Here is a 14,941-nt window from a genome sequence, read left to right on the forward strand (position 1 = left end):
GCCGTACGTGTGCGGTACCCGTGCTGTGTTTCCCCCCACAGCGGACAGCGGCCGGGTTTCCGGCCGTGCCTCGTGTCTGCCGTGCCTGTCGTGTCTGTCCGTCTGTCGTGTCTGTCCTGCTCCTGTTGTCCGGGAGGACGCCTCCCCGACATCCGGTGGTTGCACTGGTCAGTAGGGTGCGGCACATGACACAAGCCGGATCGGGCGCTGGGCTGCGTCGCTCGCTCGGCGTCGGGGACGCGGTGGTCGTCGGGCTCGGGGCGATGGTCGGCGCGGGGATCTTCGCCGCGCTGGGGCCGGCGGCGCGTGCCGCCGGGTCGGGGCTGCTGCTCGGGCTCGGGATCGCGGCGGTGGTCGCGTACTGCAACGCCATGTCGTCGGCGCGGCTGGCGGCCCTGTACCCGGAGTCGGGCGGCACTTATGTGTACGGGCGTGAGCGGCTCGGGGAGTTCTGGGGGTACCTGGCCGGCTGGTCGTTCGTCGTCGGCAAGACGGCCTCGTGCGCGGCGATGGCGCTGACGGTGGGCGCGTACGTGTGGCCGGGGCAGGCGCACGCCGTCGCGGTGGCCGCCGTGGTGGCGCTGACAGCCGTGAACTATGGCGGTGTGCAGAAGTCGGCCTGGCTGACGCGGGCGATCGTGGCGGTGGTGCTGGCGGTCCTCGCCGCCGTGGTGGTCGTGTGCCTGGGGTCCGGCGAGGCCGACGCCGGGCGGCTGGACATCGGGGCGTCGGGCGGCGTGGGCGGCGTGCTCCAGGCGGCCGGGCTGCTGTTCTTCGCGTTCGCCGGGTACGCCCGGATCGCGACCCTGGGTGAGGAGGTACGCGACCCGGCGCGCACCATCCCGCGCGCGATCCCGATCGCGCTGGGCATCGCGCTGGTCGTGTACGCGGCCGTGGCGGTCGCCGCGCTCGCCGTGCTGGGCTCCGGTGCGCTGGGCCGGGCCTCGGCTCCGCTGGCCGACGCGGTGCGGGCGGCCGGGGTGCCGGGGCTGGTGCCCGTGGTGCGGGTGGGGGCGGCCGTGGCGGCGCTCGGGTCGCTGCTGGCGCTCATCCTGGGGGTCTCGCGCACGACCCTGGCAATGGCCCGGGACCGGCACCTGCCCGGGGCGCTCGCCGCCGTGCACCCCCGTTTCCAGGTGCCGCACCGGGCCGAGCTGGCCGTCGGTGCCGTGGTCGCGGTGCTGGCCGCCACGGTCGACGTGCGGGGCGCGATCGGGTTCTCGTCCTTCGGGGTCCTCGCGTACTACGCGGTCGCCAACGCGTCCGCCTGGACGCTGAGTTCGGCGCCCCTGTCCCGGGTGGTGCCGGTGGTCGGACTCGTCGGGTGCGCCGTCCTGGCGTTCTCGCTGCCCTCGTCGTCGGTGGGCGTGGGCGCGGTCGTGCTGGGTGTGGGGGCGGCCGTGTACGGCCTGCGGCGGCGCCGCTGAGGCGTGCGTTCGGGGCCGCCCCGTCACATCACCAGCGCTGCTGGGCGAACGGCTGGTCGGAGCGGACGATCTCGCGGCCCAGGGGCATCAGCGAGACCGGGACGAGCTTGAAGTTGGCGATGCCGAAGGGGATGCCGATGATCGTCACGCACAGGACGATGCCGGTGAAGATGTGGGTCAGCGCCAGCCACCAGCCCGCCAGGAGCAGCCACAGGATGTTGCCCAGGCAGGAGGGCGCGCCCGCGTCACGGCGCTCCACGGCGCTGTACCCGAAGGGCCACAGGGCGTAGATCCCGATCCGGAACGACGCGATACCGAAGGGGATACCGATGATGGTGATGCACAGAAGCAACCCTGCGAACAGGTAGCCGAGGAAGAGCCAGAAGCCGCTGAGGATCAGCCAGATGATGTTCAGTACGGTCTTCACTGCGGGGGACCTGCCATCTTCTCGAGTCGGGCGATGCGTTCCGCCATGGGCGGGTGTGTCGAGAACATCTTGGAGAATCCCCGGCCCGGCCGGAAGGGGTTCGCGATCATCATGTGGCTCGCGGTCTCGATCCGGGGCTCGGGGGGCAGCGGGAGCTGCTTGGTACCCATTTCCAGTTTGCGAAGGGCACTGGCGAGAGCAAGTGGATCACCGGTGAGCTGGGCTCCGGAGGCGTCCGCCTCGTACTCGCGGGAGCGGCTGATCGCGAGCTGGATGACGGACGCGGCGAGCGGCCCCAGGATCATGATCAGCAGCATGCCGAGGAGGCCGGGGCCGTCGTCGTCGTCCGAGCGGCCGATGGGGATCAGCCAGGCGAAGTTGACCAGGAACATGATCACGGAGGCGAGGGCGCCGGCGACCGACGAGATGAGGATGTCGCGGTTGTAGACATGGCTCAGCTCGTGGCCGATGACACCGCGCAGCTCGCGCTCGTCGAGCAGGCGGAGGATGCCGTCGGTGCAGCACACGGCCGCGTTGCGCGGGTTGCGGCCGGTCGCGAACGCGTTCGGGGCGTCCGTAGGGGAGATGTACAGGCGCGGCATCGGCTGGCGGGCCTGCATGGAGAGCTCGCGGACCATGCGGTAGAGCGCCGGGGCCTCGAACTCGCTGACCGGGCGGGCGCGCATCGCGCGTAGAGCCAGCTTGTCGCTGTTCCAGTACGCGTACGCGTTCGTGCCGAGGGCGACGACGATCGCGATGATCAGGCCCGTACGGCCGAAGAGGCTTCCGATGACGATGATGAGTGCGGACAGTCCCCCGAGGAGAACGGCGGTCCTGAGCCCGTTGTGCCGGCGGTGCACGGTACGCCCTCCAGGTCGTGCGGCGGGGGAACCCTTTGCTCGCTGTAGCTGTTGATTCCACTTCTCAGTGGACCCTCCCGTACTGGTCAACGCCAGGCGGGGATGACGAGTTCCCTGGTGCGCGCGGCCTGGCCGGTGGGCCGGGCGGGTGAGGGCGGGGCCGCCGCCTTGCCGAGTGGCCGCGGCTTCGGCGACGGCGGGGCCGCGGCTTCGTCAGAAGAGGCCGATGTCGGCGAAGCGCAGGACGAGCTGGGGTGCGCCGGACAGGGCGATGCCGATGATGCCGGTGAGGGCGAGGGCCAGGGTGAGCGGGGCGGGCACGCGGTGCGTCCGGGGCGCGGCGGCGGTGTCGCCCTCGGGGGCGCGGAACAGCAGGGCCGTCCACTGGAGGTAGTAGAAGAGGGCGATCACCACGTTGACGGCCATCACGACGGCGAGCCAGCCGAGGCCCGCGTCGACGGCCGCCGCGAAGACGGTGACCTTGGCGAACAGGCCGATGATGCCCGGCGGCAGTCCGGCGAGGCAGAGCAGGAAGAAGGCCAGGAGCAGGGCGGACAGGGGGCTCGACGCGTACAGGCCCCGGTAGTCGCTGAGTCTGTTCAGGGGCTTCGTACGGCCGACGAGGGCGGCCACGGCGAAGGCGCCGAGGTTCACGGCGGCGTACATCAGGGCGTAGGCGACGGTGGAGCCGACGGCCTTCTCCGCGTCGGCGGTGTCGTCGGCGTAGGCGGCCGCCGCGATCGGTACGAGGAGGTAGCCGGCCTGGCCGACGGAGGACCAGGCGAGCAGCCGGACCGCGCTGTACGCGCGCGTGGAGCCCTGCCTGAGGGCGCCGACGTTGCCGACGGTCATGGTGAGGGCGGCCAGCACGGCGAGGGCGGGCCCCCAGACGTCGGCGTACGACGGGAGGGCGACGACGGTGACGAGGATCAGGCCGGAGAAGCCGACCGCCTTGCCGACCACGGAGAGGTAGGCGGCGACGGGCAGGGGGGCGCCCACGTAGGTGTCCGGGACCCAGAAGTGGAACGGGACGGCGGCCGTCTTGAAGGCGAAGCCGATGAGGGTGAGGACGACGCCGGCCTGGGTGAGGGTGTGCAGCTGGCCGTCGACGTTCTCGACACGGTCGGCGATCTGGGTGAGGTACAGGGTGCCTGTCGTGGCGTAGACGAAGCTGATGCCCAGGAGGCTGACGGCGGTCGCGGTGACGGAAGACAGGAAGAACTTCAGGGCCGCCTCGGAGGACCGTCGGTCGCCGTGCCGGATGCCGACGAGGGCGAAGGCGGGCAGGGAGGCGACCTCCAGGGCGACGACGAGGGTGGCGAGGTCGCGGGAGGCGGGCAGGAGGGCGGCTCCGGCGGCGGACGACAGCAGCAGGAACCAGAACTCCCCTTCCGGGAGGTTCTTCCGGTCGTCCTTGAGGGCCGTCATGGACAGCAGGGCGGCGAGGAGGGCGCCGCCGAGGACCAGGAACTGGATGACGAGGGTGAACCGGTCGGCGGTGTAGCTGCAGACGTCCGGGGCGCCGGTCAGGCAGAAGGTGGCGCGGTCGGCGTCCAGGAGCGGCAGCAGGGCCAGCAGGGAGACGGCGAGGCCCGCGACGGAGACCCAGCCGAGCAGGGCCTTTCTGCGGTCGTCGGTGAAGAGGTCGGCGACGAGCACGGCGAGGCCGACGACCGCGGCGACGGTGGGCGGCGCGATCGCCGTCCAGTCCACGGACTGGACGACCGACTCGGCCAGGGTCTGGACGGCCTCGGCCGGGGCCGGCGGCTGGGCCAAGGGGCTCGGGCTCATCGGGTGCCTCCTGCGAGGAGCTGCTGCACGGCCGGGTCGGTCAGGCCGAGGAGGGCCGCGGGCCAGAGGCCGGCGGCGACGGTGAGGGCCACGAGCGGGGTCCAGGCCGCGAACTCGTACGTCTGCACGTCCGCGAGGGCGTACGGCTGTTCGTCCGTGTGGGCGTACGGCTGTTCGTCCGTGCGGCGTGGTCCCTCCCCCGGTTCCTTCGGGGCGGCGCCCATGCACACGCGGCGGACCACGATCAGCAGGTAGGCGGCGGTGAGGAGGGTGCCGAAGGCGGCGATCGTCATGAAGGTGAGGAAGGCCGGACGGCTGAGGCCCTCGGCGGGTTCGAACGCGCCGAACAGGGCCAGCATCTCGCCCCAGAACCCGGCGAGTCCGGGCAGGCCCAGCGACGCGACGGCGGCGAAGGCGAGGAGGCCGCCGAGGCGGGGGGCCCTGCCGTAGAGGGCGGCGCCGGTCTCCTGCGCGAGGGTGTCGAGGTCGGTGGTGCCGGTGCGGTCCTTCAGTGCGCCGACCAGGAAGAACAGCAGGCCGGTGATGAGGCCGTGGGCGATGTTGGCGAACAGGGCGCCGTTCACGCCGGTCGGGGTCATCGTGGCGATGCCGAGGAGCACGAAGCCCATGTGGCCCACGGAGGAGTACGCGATCAGGCGCTTGAGGTCGCCCTTGGCGCCCCGCCGGGCGAGCGCGAGGCAGGCGAGGGAGCCGTAGATGATGCCGACGACCGCGAAGGCGGCGAGGTACGGCGCGAAGGTGCGGAACCCGTCGGGGGTGATCGGCAGCAGGATGCGCACGAACCCGTACGTGCCCATCTTCAGCAGGACGCCGGCCAGCAGGACCGAGCCGACGGTCGGGGCGGCGGTGTGGGCGTCCGGCAGCCAGCTGTGCAGGGGCCACATCGGGGTCTTGACCGCGAGCCCGATCCCGATCGACAAAGCGGCGATGACCTGCACGGACGTGGTCAGTTCGGGGTGACTGTCAGTGGCGAGTGCCACCATGTCGAATGTGCCCGCCTTGATTCCGATCAGGAGCAGGCCCAGCAGCATGACCACGGAACCGAGCAGGGTGTAGAGGATGAACTTCCAAGCGGCTTGCGTGCGTTGCTCACCGCCCCAGCGGGCGATGAGGAAGTACATCGGGATGAGCACCATCTCGAACGCGAGGAAGAACAGCAGCAGGTCGAGGACGGCGAAGGTGGCGAGGGTGCCGGACTCCAGGACGAGCAGGAGAGCGACGAACGCCTTCGGGGAGGGCCCCGTGGCCCGCGGCGTCAGCCGCTGATGTTGCTGCTTGAAGTAGGAGTAGAGCGCGCAGAGGAAGGTCAGCAGCGCGGTCAGGACCAGGAGGGGGAGTGAGATGCCGTCGATGCCGAGGTGGATGCGTACGTCGAGTGCCGGGATCCAGCTGATGTCCGTGCTGGCCTGCATCTTCGACGGCTGGTCATGGTCGAAGCCGAGCGCGAGGACGATCGCGGCGCCGAGGACCGCGCCGGTCACGGTGATCCCGTGGCGCAGCACCGCCTGCTCGGGTGACTTCCCCTTCAGTCCGGGCGGGGCCGGGAGGAGAGCGGCGGCGGCGCCGAGGAGCGGGCCGACGACGATCAACGCCAGAAGGGCCTGCATCACGGACTCGTTGATATCGATCACGCCTGCTCACGCTCCCGTGGCGACGACGAGGGCGGCGACCACCAGGACGACGGTGCCGGCGAGCAGCGCGCTCACATAGGTCTGGACGTTGCCGGTCTGGGCTTTGCGGACGGCCGCGCCCAGCAGGCGGGGCAGGGCACCCGCGCCGCTCACATAGGTGTCGACGACCTCGCGGTCGAGGAACCGGACGAGGGACGCGCCGGCCCGGACCGGGCGGACGAAGAGCGCCGCGTACACGGCGTCGAGGTGGAAGCCCGCGGCGGCGTGACGGTGCAGCGGGCCGAGCAGGAGACGGCCCGGGTCGGCCGGGTCGGGCGCCGAGGCCACGTCCCCGTAGGCGGGGGTGTGGCTGGCGATGGCCTCCGCCTCGACGGTGCCGGCGTCCGCGTCGGGGTGGGCCGCGACCGCGCCCAGCGGCGGGTGGGTCACGGCCGTGGTGTACCGCCAGGCCGCGTACATCGCCAGGGCGCCGATCAGGGCGGCGCCCGTGCCGAGGACGGACGTGGTGAGCGTGGGGGCCAGGTCGTCGCCGTCGAACCAGTCGGGGAGCCTGCCGTAGGCGAGTCCGCCGAGGGCGAGGGACGGGACGGCCAGCACCCACAGCACCACGGTCATCGCCCGAGGCTGACGGCCGTGGTCGGGGGCCTCGGTGCCCTGACCGCGGAAGGCGAGCAGCCACAGGCGGGCGGCGTACGCGGCGGTGAGCAGGGCCGTGAGGACACCGGCGACCAGGACGGTCCAGCCGGCGGCGGCCGGGACGTGCTCGACGGGGCCGGTGAGGGTGTGACCGGTGGCGGCGTGCTCGGCGGCTCCGAGGACGGACTCCTTGGAGAAGAAGCCGCTGAAGGGCGGGATCGCGGCGAGGGCGAGCAGTGCCACGGTCATCGTCCAGAAGGCGTCCGGGACGCGGGCGCGGAGGTGGCTCATGCGGGACATGGCGGCCAGGGAGTTGGTGCCGGACGCGTGGATGATCACGCCGGCGGCGAGGAACAGCAGCGCCTTGAAGGCGCCGTGCGAGAGGAGGTGGAAGACGGCGGCGCCGCGGTCGCCGACGGCGAGGGCGCCGGTCATGTAGCCGAGCTGGCCGATCGTCGAGTAGGCGAGGACGCGCTTGATGTCGTCCTGGGCGAGGGCGGCCAGGCCCGAGCCGGCCATGGTGAGCGCGGCCATGACGGCGAGGACGACCAGGGCCGCCGAGGAGGCGGCGAAGACCGGGAGGAGACGGGCGACGAAGTAGACACCGGCGGCGACCATCGTCGCCGCGTGGATCAGGGCGGAGACCGGGGTGGGGCCCGCCATCGCGTCGGGGAGCCAGGTGTGGAGGGGGAACTGGGCCGACTTGCCGGCGACTCCGGCGAGGAGCAGGAGGGCGACGAGGGTGGGGTGGTCGAGGCCGCCGTCGGCGACGGTGGCGAGGATCCGCGTGATGCGGAACGACCCGGCGTCCGTGGCGAGGGCGAACAGACCGATCAGGAAGGGGACGTCGCCGAGCTTGGTGACCAGGAAGGCCTTCAGGGAGGCGGCGCGGGCCTCCGGGGTCTCCCAGTAGTGGCCGACCAGGAAGTACGAGCAGATGCCCATGATCTCCCAGCCGACCAGGAGCACCATCAGGTCGCCGGAGTAGACGACGAGCAGCATCGCGGAGGTGAACAGGGAGACGAGGGCGGCGTAGGAGGGGTAGCGCGGGTCGTCGCGGAGGTAGCCGGTCGAGTAGATCTGCACACAGGTGGCGACGAGGCCGACCAGAACGGCGACGAGGGCGGCGAAGCCGTCGATGTACAGGGCCAGGTCGATCGGGACCGAGCCGGTCGGGGTGAGCTGGGTGGCCGCGTCGAGGGTGTGGTCGCCGCCTTGGCGTACGGCGACCAGGACGGCCAGGGCGAAGGCCGTCAGGGTGGGCAGTACGGCGAGGGGGCGGACGAAACCGGGGGCGGTGCGGCCGAGGAGCAGGCCTGCGGCGGCGCCGAGGAACGGGAGGAGGGGGACGAGGACGGCGAGGGTGGTCGTGGTCACGCGGTGGCCTCAGCCTTCTCGCTCCGCTCGGGGCGGCCCGGCAGGCCGGGCTCGCGGGTGCCGTCGGCCTCGGGGGTGAGGTCGGGGTCGTCGGGGTGCTCGGCGGTGTCGCGGAGCTTGTCGATGTCGGCGGTGCCCCGGTTGCGGTGGACCGCGAGGACGATCGCCAGGCCGATGCCGATCTCGGCGGCGGCGATGGTGATCGTGAACAGGGTCAGGGCCTGGCCGGAGTGCAGGGTCTCCTCGGCGGTCCTGCTGAGCCAGACGTCGAAGGCGACGAGATTGAGATTGACCGCGTTGAGCATCAGTTCGACGGACATCAGGACGAGGATCGCGTTGCGGCGGGCGAGGACGCCGTACAGGCCCGTGCAGAAGAGGAGGGCGGAGAGCACGACGGGATAGGCGAGGTGCATCAGTGGGCACCTCCCTCGGCCGAGTCGGCCGACTCGGGTCCGGTGGGGGCCTTCGGCTGGGCCTTCTGGGTCCTGGGCGGAGTGGGGGGCGCGTCCGCTTTCGCCTTGCGGGAGAGGACGATCGCGCCGACCAGGGCAGCCAGCAGGAGGACCGAGAGGGCCTCGAAGGGGAGGACCCAGTTCTGGAAGAGGCTCTCGCCGGTGGCCTCGGTCGAGCCGGCGGCCGGGCCGTCCAGGTCGATCCAGGTGGTGCGGAAGGCGTCGACGACGACCCAGACGAGGGCGGCGGCGGAGGCGACGGCCACGGTGAGGGCGGCCCAACGGTTGCCGGAGTCGGCGTCCGGGGAGCGGCCGATGGGGGCCTTGGTGAGCATCAGTCCGAAGAGAAGGAGGACAACGACGGAACCGACGTAGATGAGGACCTGCACCCAGGCGATGAACTCGGCGGTGAGCAGGAGGTACTCGACGGCGAGTCCGCCGAGCGCCACGACCAGCCAGAGGGCGGCGTGCACCAGCTGGCGGGTGGTGACGGAAACAATCGCGGCGCCGAAGGTGACGAGACCGACGAGGACGAAGGCGATCTCGACACCCGTCGGGGAGAGGAAGCCCTGCGGTGCCTGGGCGAGGGTCATGTGGGTTCTCCCTCGGTGCCGGCCGGCTCGGCCTGGGAGGCCGCCAGTTTCTCGGCGGTCTTGCGGGCGGCGGCCAGTTCCTTGGGTTCCTCGGCGGCGGGGTCGAGGGCCGGGGGCGAGGGGACGGTCCACATCCACTCGCGGAGCTTGTCGCGCTCGTGGGTGAGTTCGTGGATGTCGGTCTCCGCGTACTCGAACTCCGGGGACCAGAAGAGGGCGTCGAAGGGGCAGACCTCGATGCAGATACCGCAGTACATGCAGAGGGCGAAGTCGATGGCGAAGCGGTCCAGGACGTTGCGGCTGCGCTCGCGGCCGCCGGGGGCGGCGGGCGGGACCGTCTCCTTGTGGGAGTCGATGTAGATGCACCAGTCCGGGCACTCGCGGGCGCACAGCATGCAGACCGTGCAGTTCTCCTCGAAGAGCCCGATGACACCACGGGTACGGGGCGGGAGTTCGGGCTGGACCTCCGGGTACTGCGCGGTGACCGTCTTCCTCGTCATCGTGCGGAGGGTGACGGCCAGGCCCTTGGCGAGGCCGGAACCAGGGATACGGGGCCGGGTGGGCGGGAGCGACTCAGCCATGGCTACTGGATCACCACCTTGACGACGCCGGTGAGGGCGATCTGGGCGAGGGAGAGAGGGACGAGGAGGGTCCAGGAGAGCTTCTGGAGCTGGTCCTCGCGCAGGCGGGGGTAGGTCACGCGGAGCCAGATGACGACGAAGGCGAGGACGGCGGTCTTCAGGAGGGTCCAGACCCAGCCCAGGCCCTCGTCGCCCCACGGGCCGTGCCAGCCGCCGAGGAAGAGGACGGTGGTCAGCCCGCACAGGACGACGATGCCGGCGTACTCGGCGAGGAGGAACAGGGCGAAGCGGAGGCCGGTGTACTCGGTGTAGGCGCCGAAGATGATCTCGGAGTCGGCGACGGGCATGTCGAAGGGCGGGCGCTGGAGTTCGGCGAGGCCGGCGACGAAGAAGACGATCGCGCCGACGATCTGCCAGGGCAGCCACCACCACTCGAAGGCGTCGACAATGCCGACGAGGGAGACGGTGCCGGCCGCCATCGCGACGGAGGCCGCCGTGAGCAGCATCGGGAGTTCGTAGGCGAGGAGCTGGGCGGCGGTGCGCAGGCCGCCGAGGAGGGAGAACTTGTTGGCGGAGGCCCAGCCCGCCATCAGTGAGCCGAGGACGCCCACGCCCATCACGGCGAGGACGAAGAAGACGCCCGCGTCGATGACCTCGCCGACGGCGCCCTCGCCCGGGCCGACCGGGATGGCGAGGAGGACGAGGAGGTACGGGAGGAGGGCGACGGCCGGGGCGAGTTGGAAGACCCGGCGGTCCGCGCCGGCCGGGACGACGTCTTCCTTCTGGGCGAACTTGACTCCGTCGGCGACGAGTTGGGCCCAGCCGTGGAAGCCGCCGGCGTACATGGGGCCGAGGCGGCCCTGCATGTGGGCCATGACCTTGTGCTCGGTCTGGCCGATGATCAAGGGGAACGTCAGGAAGACGACGAAGACGATGAGGAGTCGCAGGGCGACGTCCAGAGCGTCGTTCACTGCGTGCCTCCTGTGGGGGGTTCGGTGGCGGGGGTGCCGCCGTCAGAGTCGGGGGTGCGGCCTTCGGAGGCGGGGGTGCCTTCGGAGGCGGGCTCGGCAGGGGTCTCGTCGGGAGCGGCGGGGGTCCCGTTGTCGTCAGCGTCGGTGGGAGTCCCGTTGCCGTCGGGGCCGCTGGGCGGCGTGGGCGCGGCTTCGGGCTCCGCACCTGCCTCCGGCGCGCGCTCGGGCGTCGGCTCCGGCCCCGCTTCCGGCTCGGCCTTCGGCTCCGGCTCGGGCGTGGCCTCGGGCTCCGGCTTCGGCGTGGCCTTCGGCTCCGGCCTCGGCTCGGGATCAGGCTTCGGCTTCGGCTCGGTCGGCGGGGTGTCGAAAGCCGGGCGGGCGTGGTGCCAGGGGGCGTCCGGGCTGCCTGCGGTGCGGCGCGGCTGGGGCGAGGCGGCGGGGGTGACGTGCTGACTGGCCGAGCCCTGCGACGCGGTGCGCGCACGGCGCGGGGGCGCGGACGCGGGCGGGCCGGCCGGTGCCTCCGGGGTCGGAGCGGTGGCCGTCTGGCTTGCCGAGCCCTCCGCCGCCGTGCGGGAGCGGCGCGGAGGCGCGGACGCGGGCGGGCCGGCCGGTGCCTCCGGGGTCGGTGCGGTGGCCGTCTGGCTCGCCGAGCCTTCCGCCGCCGTGCGGGAGCGGCGTGGGGGCCTGGTTGTGGGGCTGTCCGGTGCCTCGGGGGGCGAGGTCTGGCTCGCCGAGCCTTCCGAGGCCGTGCGGGTGCGGCGTGGGGGTGTGGACGTGGGCGGGCCGGCCGGTGCCTCGGGGGGCGTGACCTGGCTCGTCGAGCCCTCGGTGGCCGAGCGGGTGCGGCGGGGCGGGCGGTCGGCCGGGGTGCGGGGCGCCGTGGCTCGGGCGGGGCGGGACGGGGCCGGGGGGAGCTGGCCCTTGAGGGGGCCCCATTCGTTGGGGTCGGGGACGCCGGGCGGGAGCATCTGGCGGCGCTTCGGGCCCCCGTGTGCCGCGCCCGCCGCGGACTCCCCCGGCTCCTTCGCGCCGGGCCAGGCCTTGGCCACCCGGGCGGCCAGGACGAAGTCCTTGCGGAGGGGGTGGCCCTCGAAGTTCTCCGGGAGGAGGAGGTGGTCCAGGCCGGGGTGGCCCTCGAAGCGGACGCCGAACATTTCGTGCGTCTCGCGTTCGTGCCAGGCCGCGCCGGCGTAGATGTCGACGGCGGTCGGCAGGAGGGGGGCGGAGTGCGGGACCGTGGTGCGCAGCAGGAGTCGTCGGACGGGGGCCAGGGCCACCACGTGGGCCGAGACGCGGAAGCCGGTGCCCGGCTCGTCGACCGCGCTCAGCCAGTCGAAGTACGTGCAGCCCAGGGTGGTGCGGGCGGTGCGCAGCGCCTCGGTCCAGGACGCGGGCGGAACGTCCACGGTGAGGACGTCGTAGGACTCCTCGGCCGTGGCCTCGGGGCCGAAGAGCTCCTCGACGGGGGTGGGCAGCCAGCCGGTCACTTGTCCCCCGCTTCGGCCGATCCGGCCTCGGTCGTCGGCGGCTTCACCAGCGCGCTCTGCAGTGCCCCCGTCGACGGGCGGGCGGTGGTGCCGTAGCGCTCGCCCAGGGATTCGCGGGCGATCTTCTCCTGGAGTTTCAGGATGCCCTGGAGGAGGGCCTCGGGGCGGGGCGGGCAGCCGGGGACGTAGACGTCGACCGGGATGATCTGGTCCACGCCCTTGGTGACGGAGTAGGAGTCCCAGTAGGGGCCGCCGCAGTTGGAGCAGGCGCCGAAGGAGATGACGTACTTCGGCTCGGGCATCTGCTCGTACAGGCGCTTCACGGCCGGGGCCATCTTGTCCGTCACCGTGCCCGAGACGACCATGAGGTCGGCCTGCCGGGGGCCGGGCGCGAACGGGATGACGCCGAGGCGGATGAAGTCGTGGCGGGCCATGGACGCGGCGATGAACTCGATCGCGCAGCAGGCGAGGCCGAAGTTGAAGACCCAGAGCGAGTAGCGACGGCCCCAGTTCAGGATGACCTTCATCGGCTCGGGGGCGAGGCGGGCGAGCGCGCCCAGCCGTTTGGGCTCCGGGAGGAGGACGGGCTGGGCGGCCCCCGGCTCCGGCGGGTTCACTTCTGGCGTCACGTCCATGCCAGGACGCCCTTCTTGTATGCGTAGAGCAGGCCCACGGCGAGGAACCCGAGGAAGACGAACATCTCGACGAGGGTGGTCGCCCCGTAGCCGGGGTCGGCGAAGACCGTCGCCCAGGGGAAGAGGAAGATCGAGTCGATGGCGAAGATGACGTAGAGGAAGGCGTAGACGTAGTAGCGGACCTGGGTGTGGGCCCAGCCCTCGCCGACGGGGTCGACTCCGCACTCGTACGTCAGGAGCTTCTCCCGGGTGGGGACCTCCGGACGCAGCAGCCGTCCCGCGCCGAAGGCGACGGCCACGAAGAGCACGCCCACGGCGGCGAGCAGTCCGACCACCGAGTAGGACTGGAAGTAGTCCGCCGCGACGGCGACGCTCGGCTGCGCCGCTGCGGCGACGGTCGGTTCCGGCACGTCCGTCCCTCGCTCCCTGGCCTGGCGATATGTACGTACGGGATGCGGACGCCGTACGTACGTCGCTGTTCGACGATCTGTACGCACGGGAGTCTAGGCCCTGCTAAAGAGAGCGTAAGCAGCCCGTCACAGGTCGGCATGCCCGAGTGCCGCCGTGATCGGGCCGGGAGGGGGAGGTATGGGACAGGGTGGGGTTTTCCCCAGGGTGGCCGGGGCGGTCCGCCTCATGGCGCGGGCCGGGAGGGGGCGGGCAGGCTGGTGGGCATGACCGAACCCCTCTCCTCCCCGGCCGGCTCCGGGCGGCCGTACGGTCGTCCGCTGCCGTCCAGTGACACGCCCTCGGACCCGTTGCCGCCCGCGACGTTCGCGTTCGGGGGGCAGACCTGGCGGGAGATCGCGCATCTGCTGGCCAACTTGCCGTTCGCGCTGCTCGGGTTCGTGTATGTGACGACGGTGTTGTTCACCAGTGCGTTCCTGACGTTGACGGTGATCGGTTTTCCGCTGCTGGCCGCCGCGCTGATGGGGGCCCGGCAGTTGGCGCGGCTGGAGCGGATGCGGGCGCGGGCGCTGCTGCGGGTGCGGGTGGACGAACCGAGTCCGCTGCCGTTCCGCGGGAACGGGCGGCGGGCGGACGAGGGCTTCTTCGCGCAGGTGTGGATGAGCGTGAAGGATCCGGTCGGCTGGCGGTCGATGCTGTACGAGCTGATCCGGATGCCGTGGGCCGTCACGACGTTCGTCATCACTCTGACGGGGTTGTTCGTGGCGTGGCCGGTGCTGCCGTACATCGTGCGGGGGCTGACGAACGTGGACCGGGTGATGGTGCGGTCGCTGTTGTCGCCGTCCGACGAGTTGGAGCGGCGGATCGCCGAACTGGAGTCCGACCGGGGGGTCGTCGTCGACACGGCCGCGGCCGATCTGCGGCGGATCGAGCGGGACCTGCACGACGGGGCGCAGGCCCGGCTGGTGAATCTGGCGATGGGGCTCGGGCTCGCCAAGGAGAAGCTGCTGGAGGATCCCGACGCGGCCGCCTCGATGGTGGAGGAGGCGCACGGTGAGGTGAAGCTGGCGCTCCAGGAGCTGCGCGATCTGGCGCGGGGGATCCATCCTGCGGTGCTGACCGACCGGGGGCTCGACGCCGCGCTGTCGTCGGTGGCGTCGCGGTGCACAGCGCCGGTGAAGGTGACCGTGGATCTGGCCGTGCGGCCCGCCGCGGCGATCGAGGGGATCGCGTACTTCACGGTGTCCGAGCTGCTGCAGAACATCAGCAAGCACAGTGGGGCGAAGGCGGCGTCGGTGGATGTGTGGCGGTCCGACGACCGGCTGCTGATCCAGGTGTGGGACGACGGGTGTGGGGGTGCGCGGCTCGACGGGGGGAGCGGGATCGCCGGGCTGGCGGAGCGGCTGGACGCGGTGGACGGGTTGTTCGTGATCGAGTCGCCGGTGGGCGGGCCTACGACGGTGACGGCGGAGTTGCCTTGGCGGGGGCGGTAGGTCCACTGCGGGGGCGGAGGTCCATTGCGGGGGCGGTAGGTCCACCGCGGGGGTGTGAGGGGCGCCTGCTCGGTGTGGGTGCCCCTTCTGCATGGGCGGGTGCGAATGGGTGCGGGTGCGTCGTGGTTGCTCGCGTGGTTCCCCGCGC

14 protein-coding genes are annotated in these 14,941 nt (G+C 72.1%); 2 read left to right on the top strand and 12 right to left on the bottom strand.

The window, feature by feature from the left end; all coding sequences use genetic code 11:
- Nucleotides 1–185: 185 nt before the first annotated feature.
- A complete protein-coding gene (locus ACZ9QC_RS16095; RefSeq protein WP_472920741.1) occupies nucleotides 186–1,427 on the top strand; it encodes an APC family permease in 1,242 nt (413 codons plus the stop codon).
- Between the two features lie 28 nt (nucleotides 1,428–1,455).
- On the opposite strand, the gene ACZ9QC_RS16100 is transcribed toward ACZ9QC_RS16095, so the two are convergent.
- The 12 genes from ACZ9QC_RS16100 to ACZ9QC_RS16155 form a co-directional block, all read right to left on the bottom strand.
- Nucleotides 1,456–1,854, bottom strand: a complete 399-nt coding sequence (locus ACZ9QC_RS16100) for a YccF domain-containing protein (RefSeq protein ID WP_184904705.1) — start codon at nucleotides 1,852–1,854, stop codon at nucleotides 1,456–1,458.
- Nucleotides 1,851–2,714 carry a zinc metalloprotease HtpX gene (gene htpX / locus ACZ9QC_RS16105; protein ID WP_472920742.1) on the bottom strand — a complete coding sequence of 288 codons (864 nt, stop codon included), beginning with the start codon at nucleotides 2,712–2,714 and terminating at the stop codon, nucleotides 1,851–1,853. Before htpX ends, ACZ9QC_RS16100 begins: the two co-directional genes overlap by 4 nt.
- Before the next feature lie 213 nt (nucleotides 2,715–2,927).
- The gene (locus ACZ9QC_RS16110) at nucleotides 2,928–4,505 is read right to left on the bottom strand and encodes an NADH-quinone oxidoreductase subunit N (RefSeq protein WP_472920743.1); all 1,578 of its coding nucleotides are present in this window, start codon (nucleotides 4,503–4,505) and stop codon (nucleotides 2,928–2,930) included.
- The gene (locus ACZ9QC_RS16115; RefSeq protein ID WP_472920744.1) at nucleotides 4,502–6,157 is read right to left on the bottom strand and encodes a complex I subunit 4 family protein; all 1,656 of its coding nucleotides are present in this window, start codon (nucleotides 6,155–6,157) and stop codon (nucleotides 4,502–4,504) included. The genes ACZ9QC_RS16110 and ACZ9QC_RS16115 overlap by 4 nt, the downstream gene beginning before the upstream one ends.
- Nucleotides 6,158–6,163: 6 nt before the next feature.
- A complete protein-coding gene (locus ACZ9QC_RS16120; protein WP_472920745.1) occupies nucleotides 6,164–8,170 on the bottom strand; it encodes an NADH-quinone oxidoreductase subunit 5 family protein in 2,007 nt (668 codons plus the stop codon).
- Complete coding sequence (nuoK, locus tag ACZ9QC_RS16125; RefSeq protein WP_472920746.1) at nucleotides 8,167–8,583, bottom strand: NADH-quinone oxidoreductase subunit NuoK; 417 nt, start codon at nucleotides 8,581–8,583, stop codon at nucleotides 8,167–8,169. Before nuoK ends, ACZ9QC_RS16120 begins: the two co-directional genes overlap by 4 nt.
- Nucleotides 8,583–9,215, bottom strand: coding sequence for an NADH-quinone oxidoreductase subunit J family protein (locus tag ACZ9QC_RS16130; RefSeq protein WP_472920747.1), 633 nt, complete (start codon nucleotides 9,213–9,215; stop codon nucleotides 8,583–8,585). Before ACZ9QC_RS16130 ends, nuoK begins: the two co-directional genes overlap by 1 nt.
- The gene (locus tag ACZ9QC_RS16135) at nucleotides 9,212–9,796 is read right to left on the bottom strand and encodes a NuoI/complex I 23 kDa subunit family protein (RefSeq protein WP_472920748.1); all 585 of its coding nucleotides are present in this window, start codon (nucleotides 9,794–9,796) and stop codon (nucleotides 9,212–9,214) included. Before ACZ9QC_RS16135 ends, ACZ9QC_RS16130 begins: the two co-directional genes overlap by 4 nt.
- 2 nt (nucleotides 9,797–9,798) lie before the next feature.
- Complete coding sequence (locus ACZ9QC_RS16140; RefSeq protein WP_472920749.1) at nucleotides 9,799–10,767, bottom strand: complex I subunit 1/NuoH family protein; 969 nt, start codon at nucleotides 10,765–10,767, stop codon at nucleotides 9,799–9,801.
- Nucleotides 10,764–12,257, bottom strand: coding sequence for an NADH-quinone oxidoreductase subunit C (locus tag ACZ9QC_RS16145; RefSeq protein WP_472920750.1), 1,494 nt, complete (start codon nucleotides 12,255–12,257; stop codon nucleotides 10,764–10,766). Before ACZ9QC_RS16145 ends, ACZ9QC_RS16140 begins: the two co-directional genes overlap by 4 nt.
- A complete protein-coding gene (locus tag ACZ9QC_RS16150; RefSeq protein ID WP_472920751.1) occupies nucleotides 12,254–12,892 on the bottom strand; it encodes an NADH-quinone oxidoreductase subunit B in 639 nt (212 codons plus the stop codon). The genes ACZ9QC_RS16145 and ACZ9QC_RS16150 overlap by 4 nt, the downstream gene beginning before the upstream one ends.
- A complete protein-coding gene (locus ACZ9QC_RS16155) occupies nucleotides 12,883–13,302 on the bottom strand; it encodes an NADH-quinone oxidoreductase subunit A (protein ID WP_467292037.1) in 420 nt (139 codons plus the stop codon). Before ACZ9QC_RS16155 ends, ACZ9QC_RS16150 begins: the two co-directional genes overlap by 10 nt.
- Before the next feature lie 264 nt (nucleotides 13,303–13,566).
- Here ACZ9QC_RS16155 and ACZ9QC_RS16160 point away from each other — a divergent pair, with 264 nt between their 5' ends.
- Entirely contained in the window at nucleotides 13,567–14,793 is a 1,227-nt protein-coding gene (locus ACZ9QC_RS16160) for a sensor histidine kinase (RefSeq protein ID WP_472920752.1), read from the top strand.
- Nucleotides 14,794–14,941 lie beyond the last annotated feature (148 nt).

The organism is Streptomyces sp. HUAS MS02, assembly GCF_055702265.1.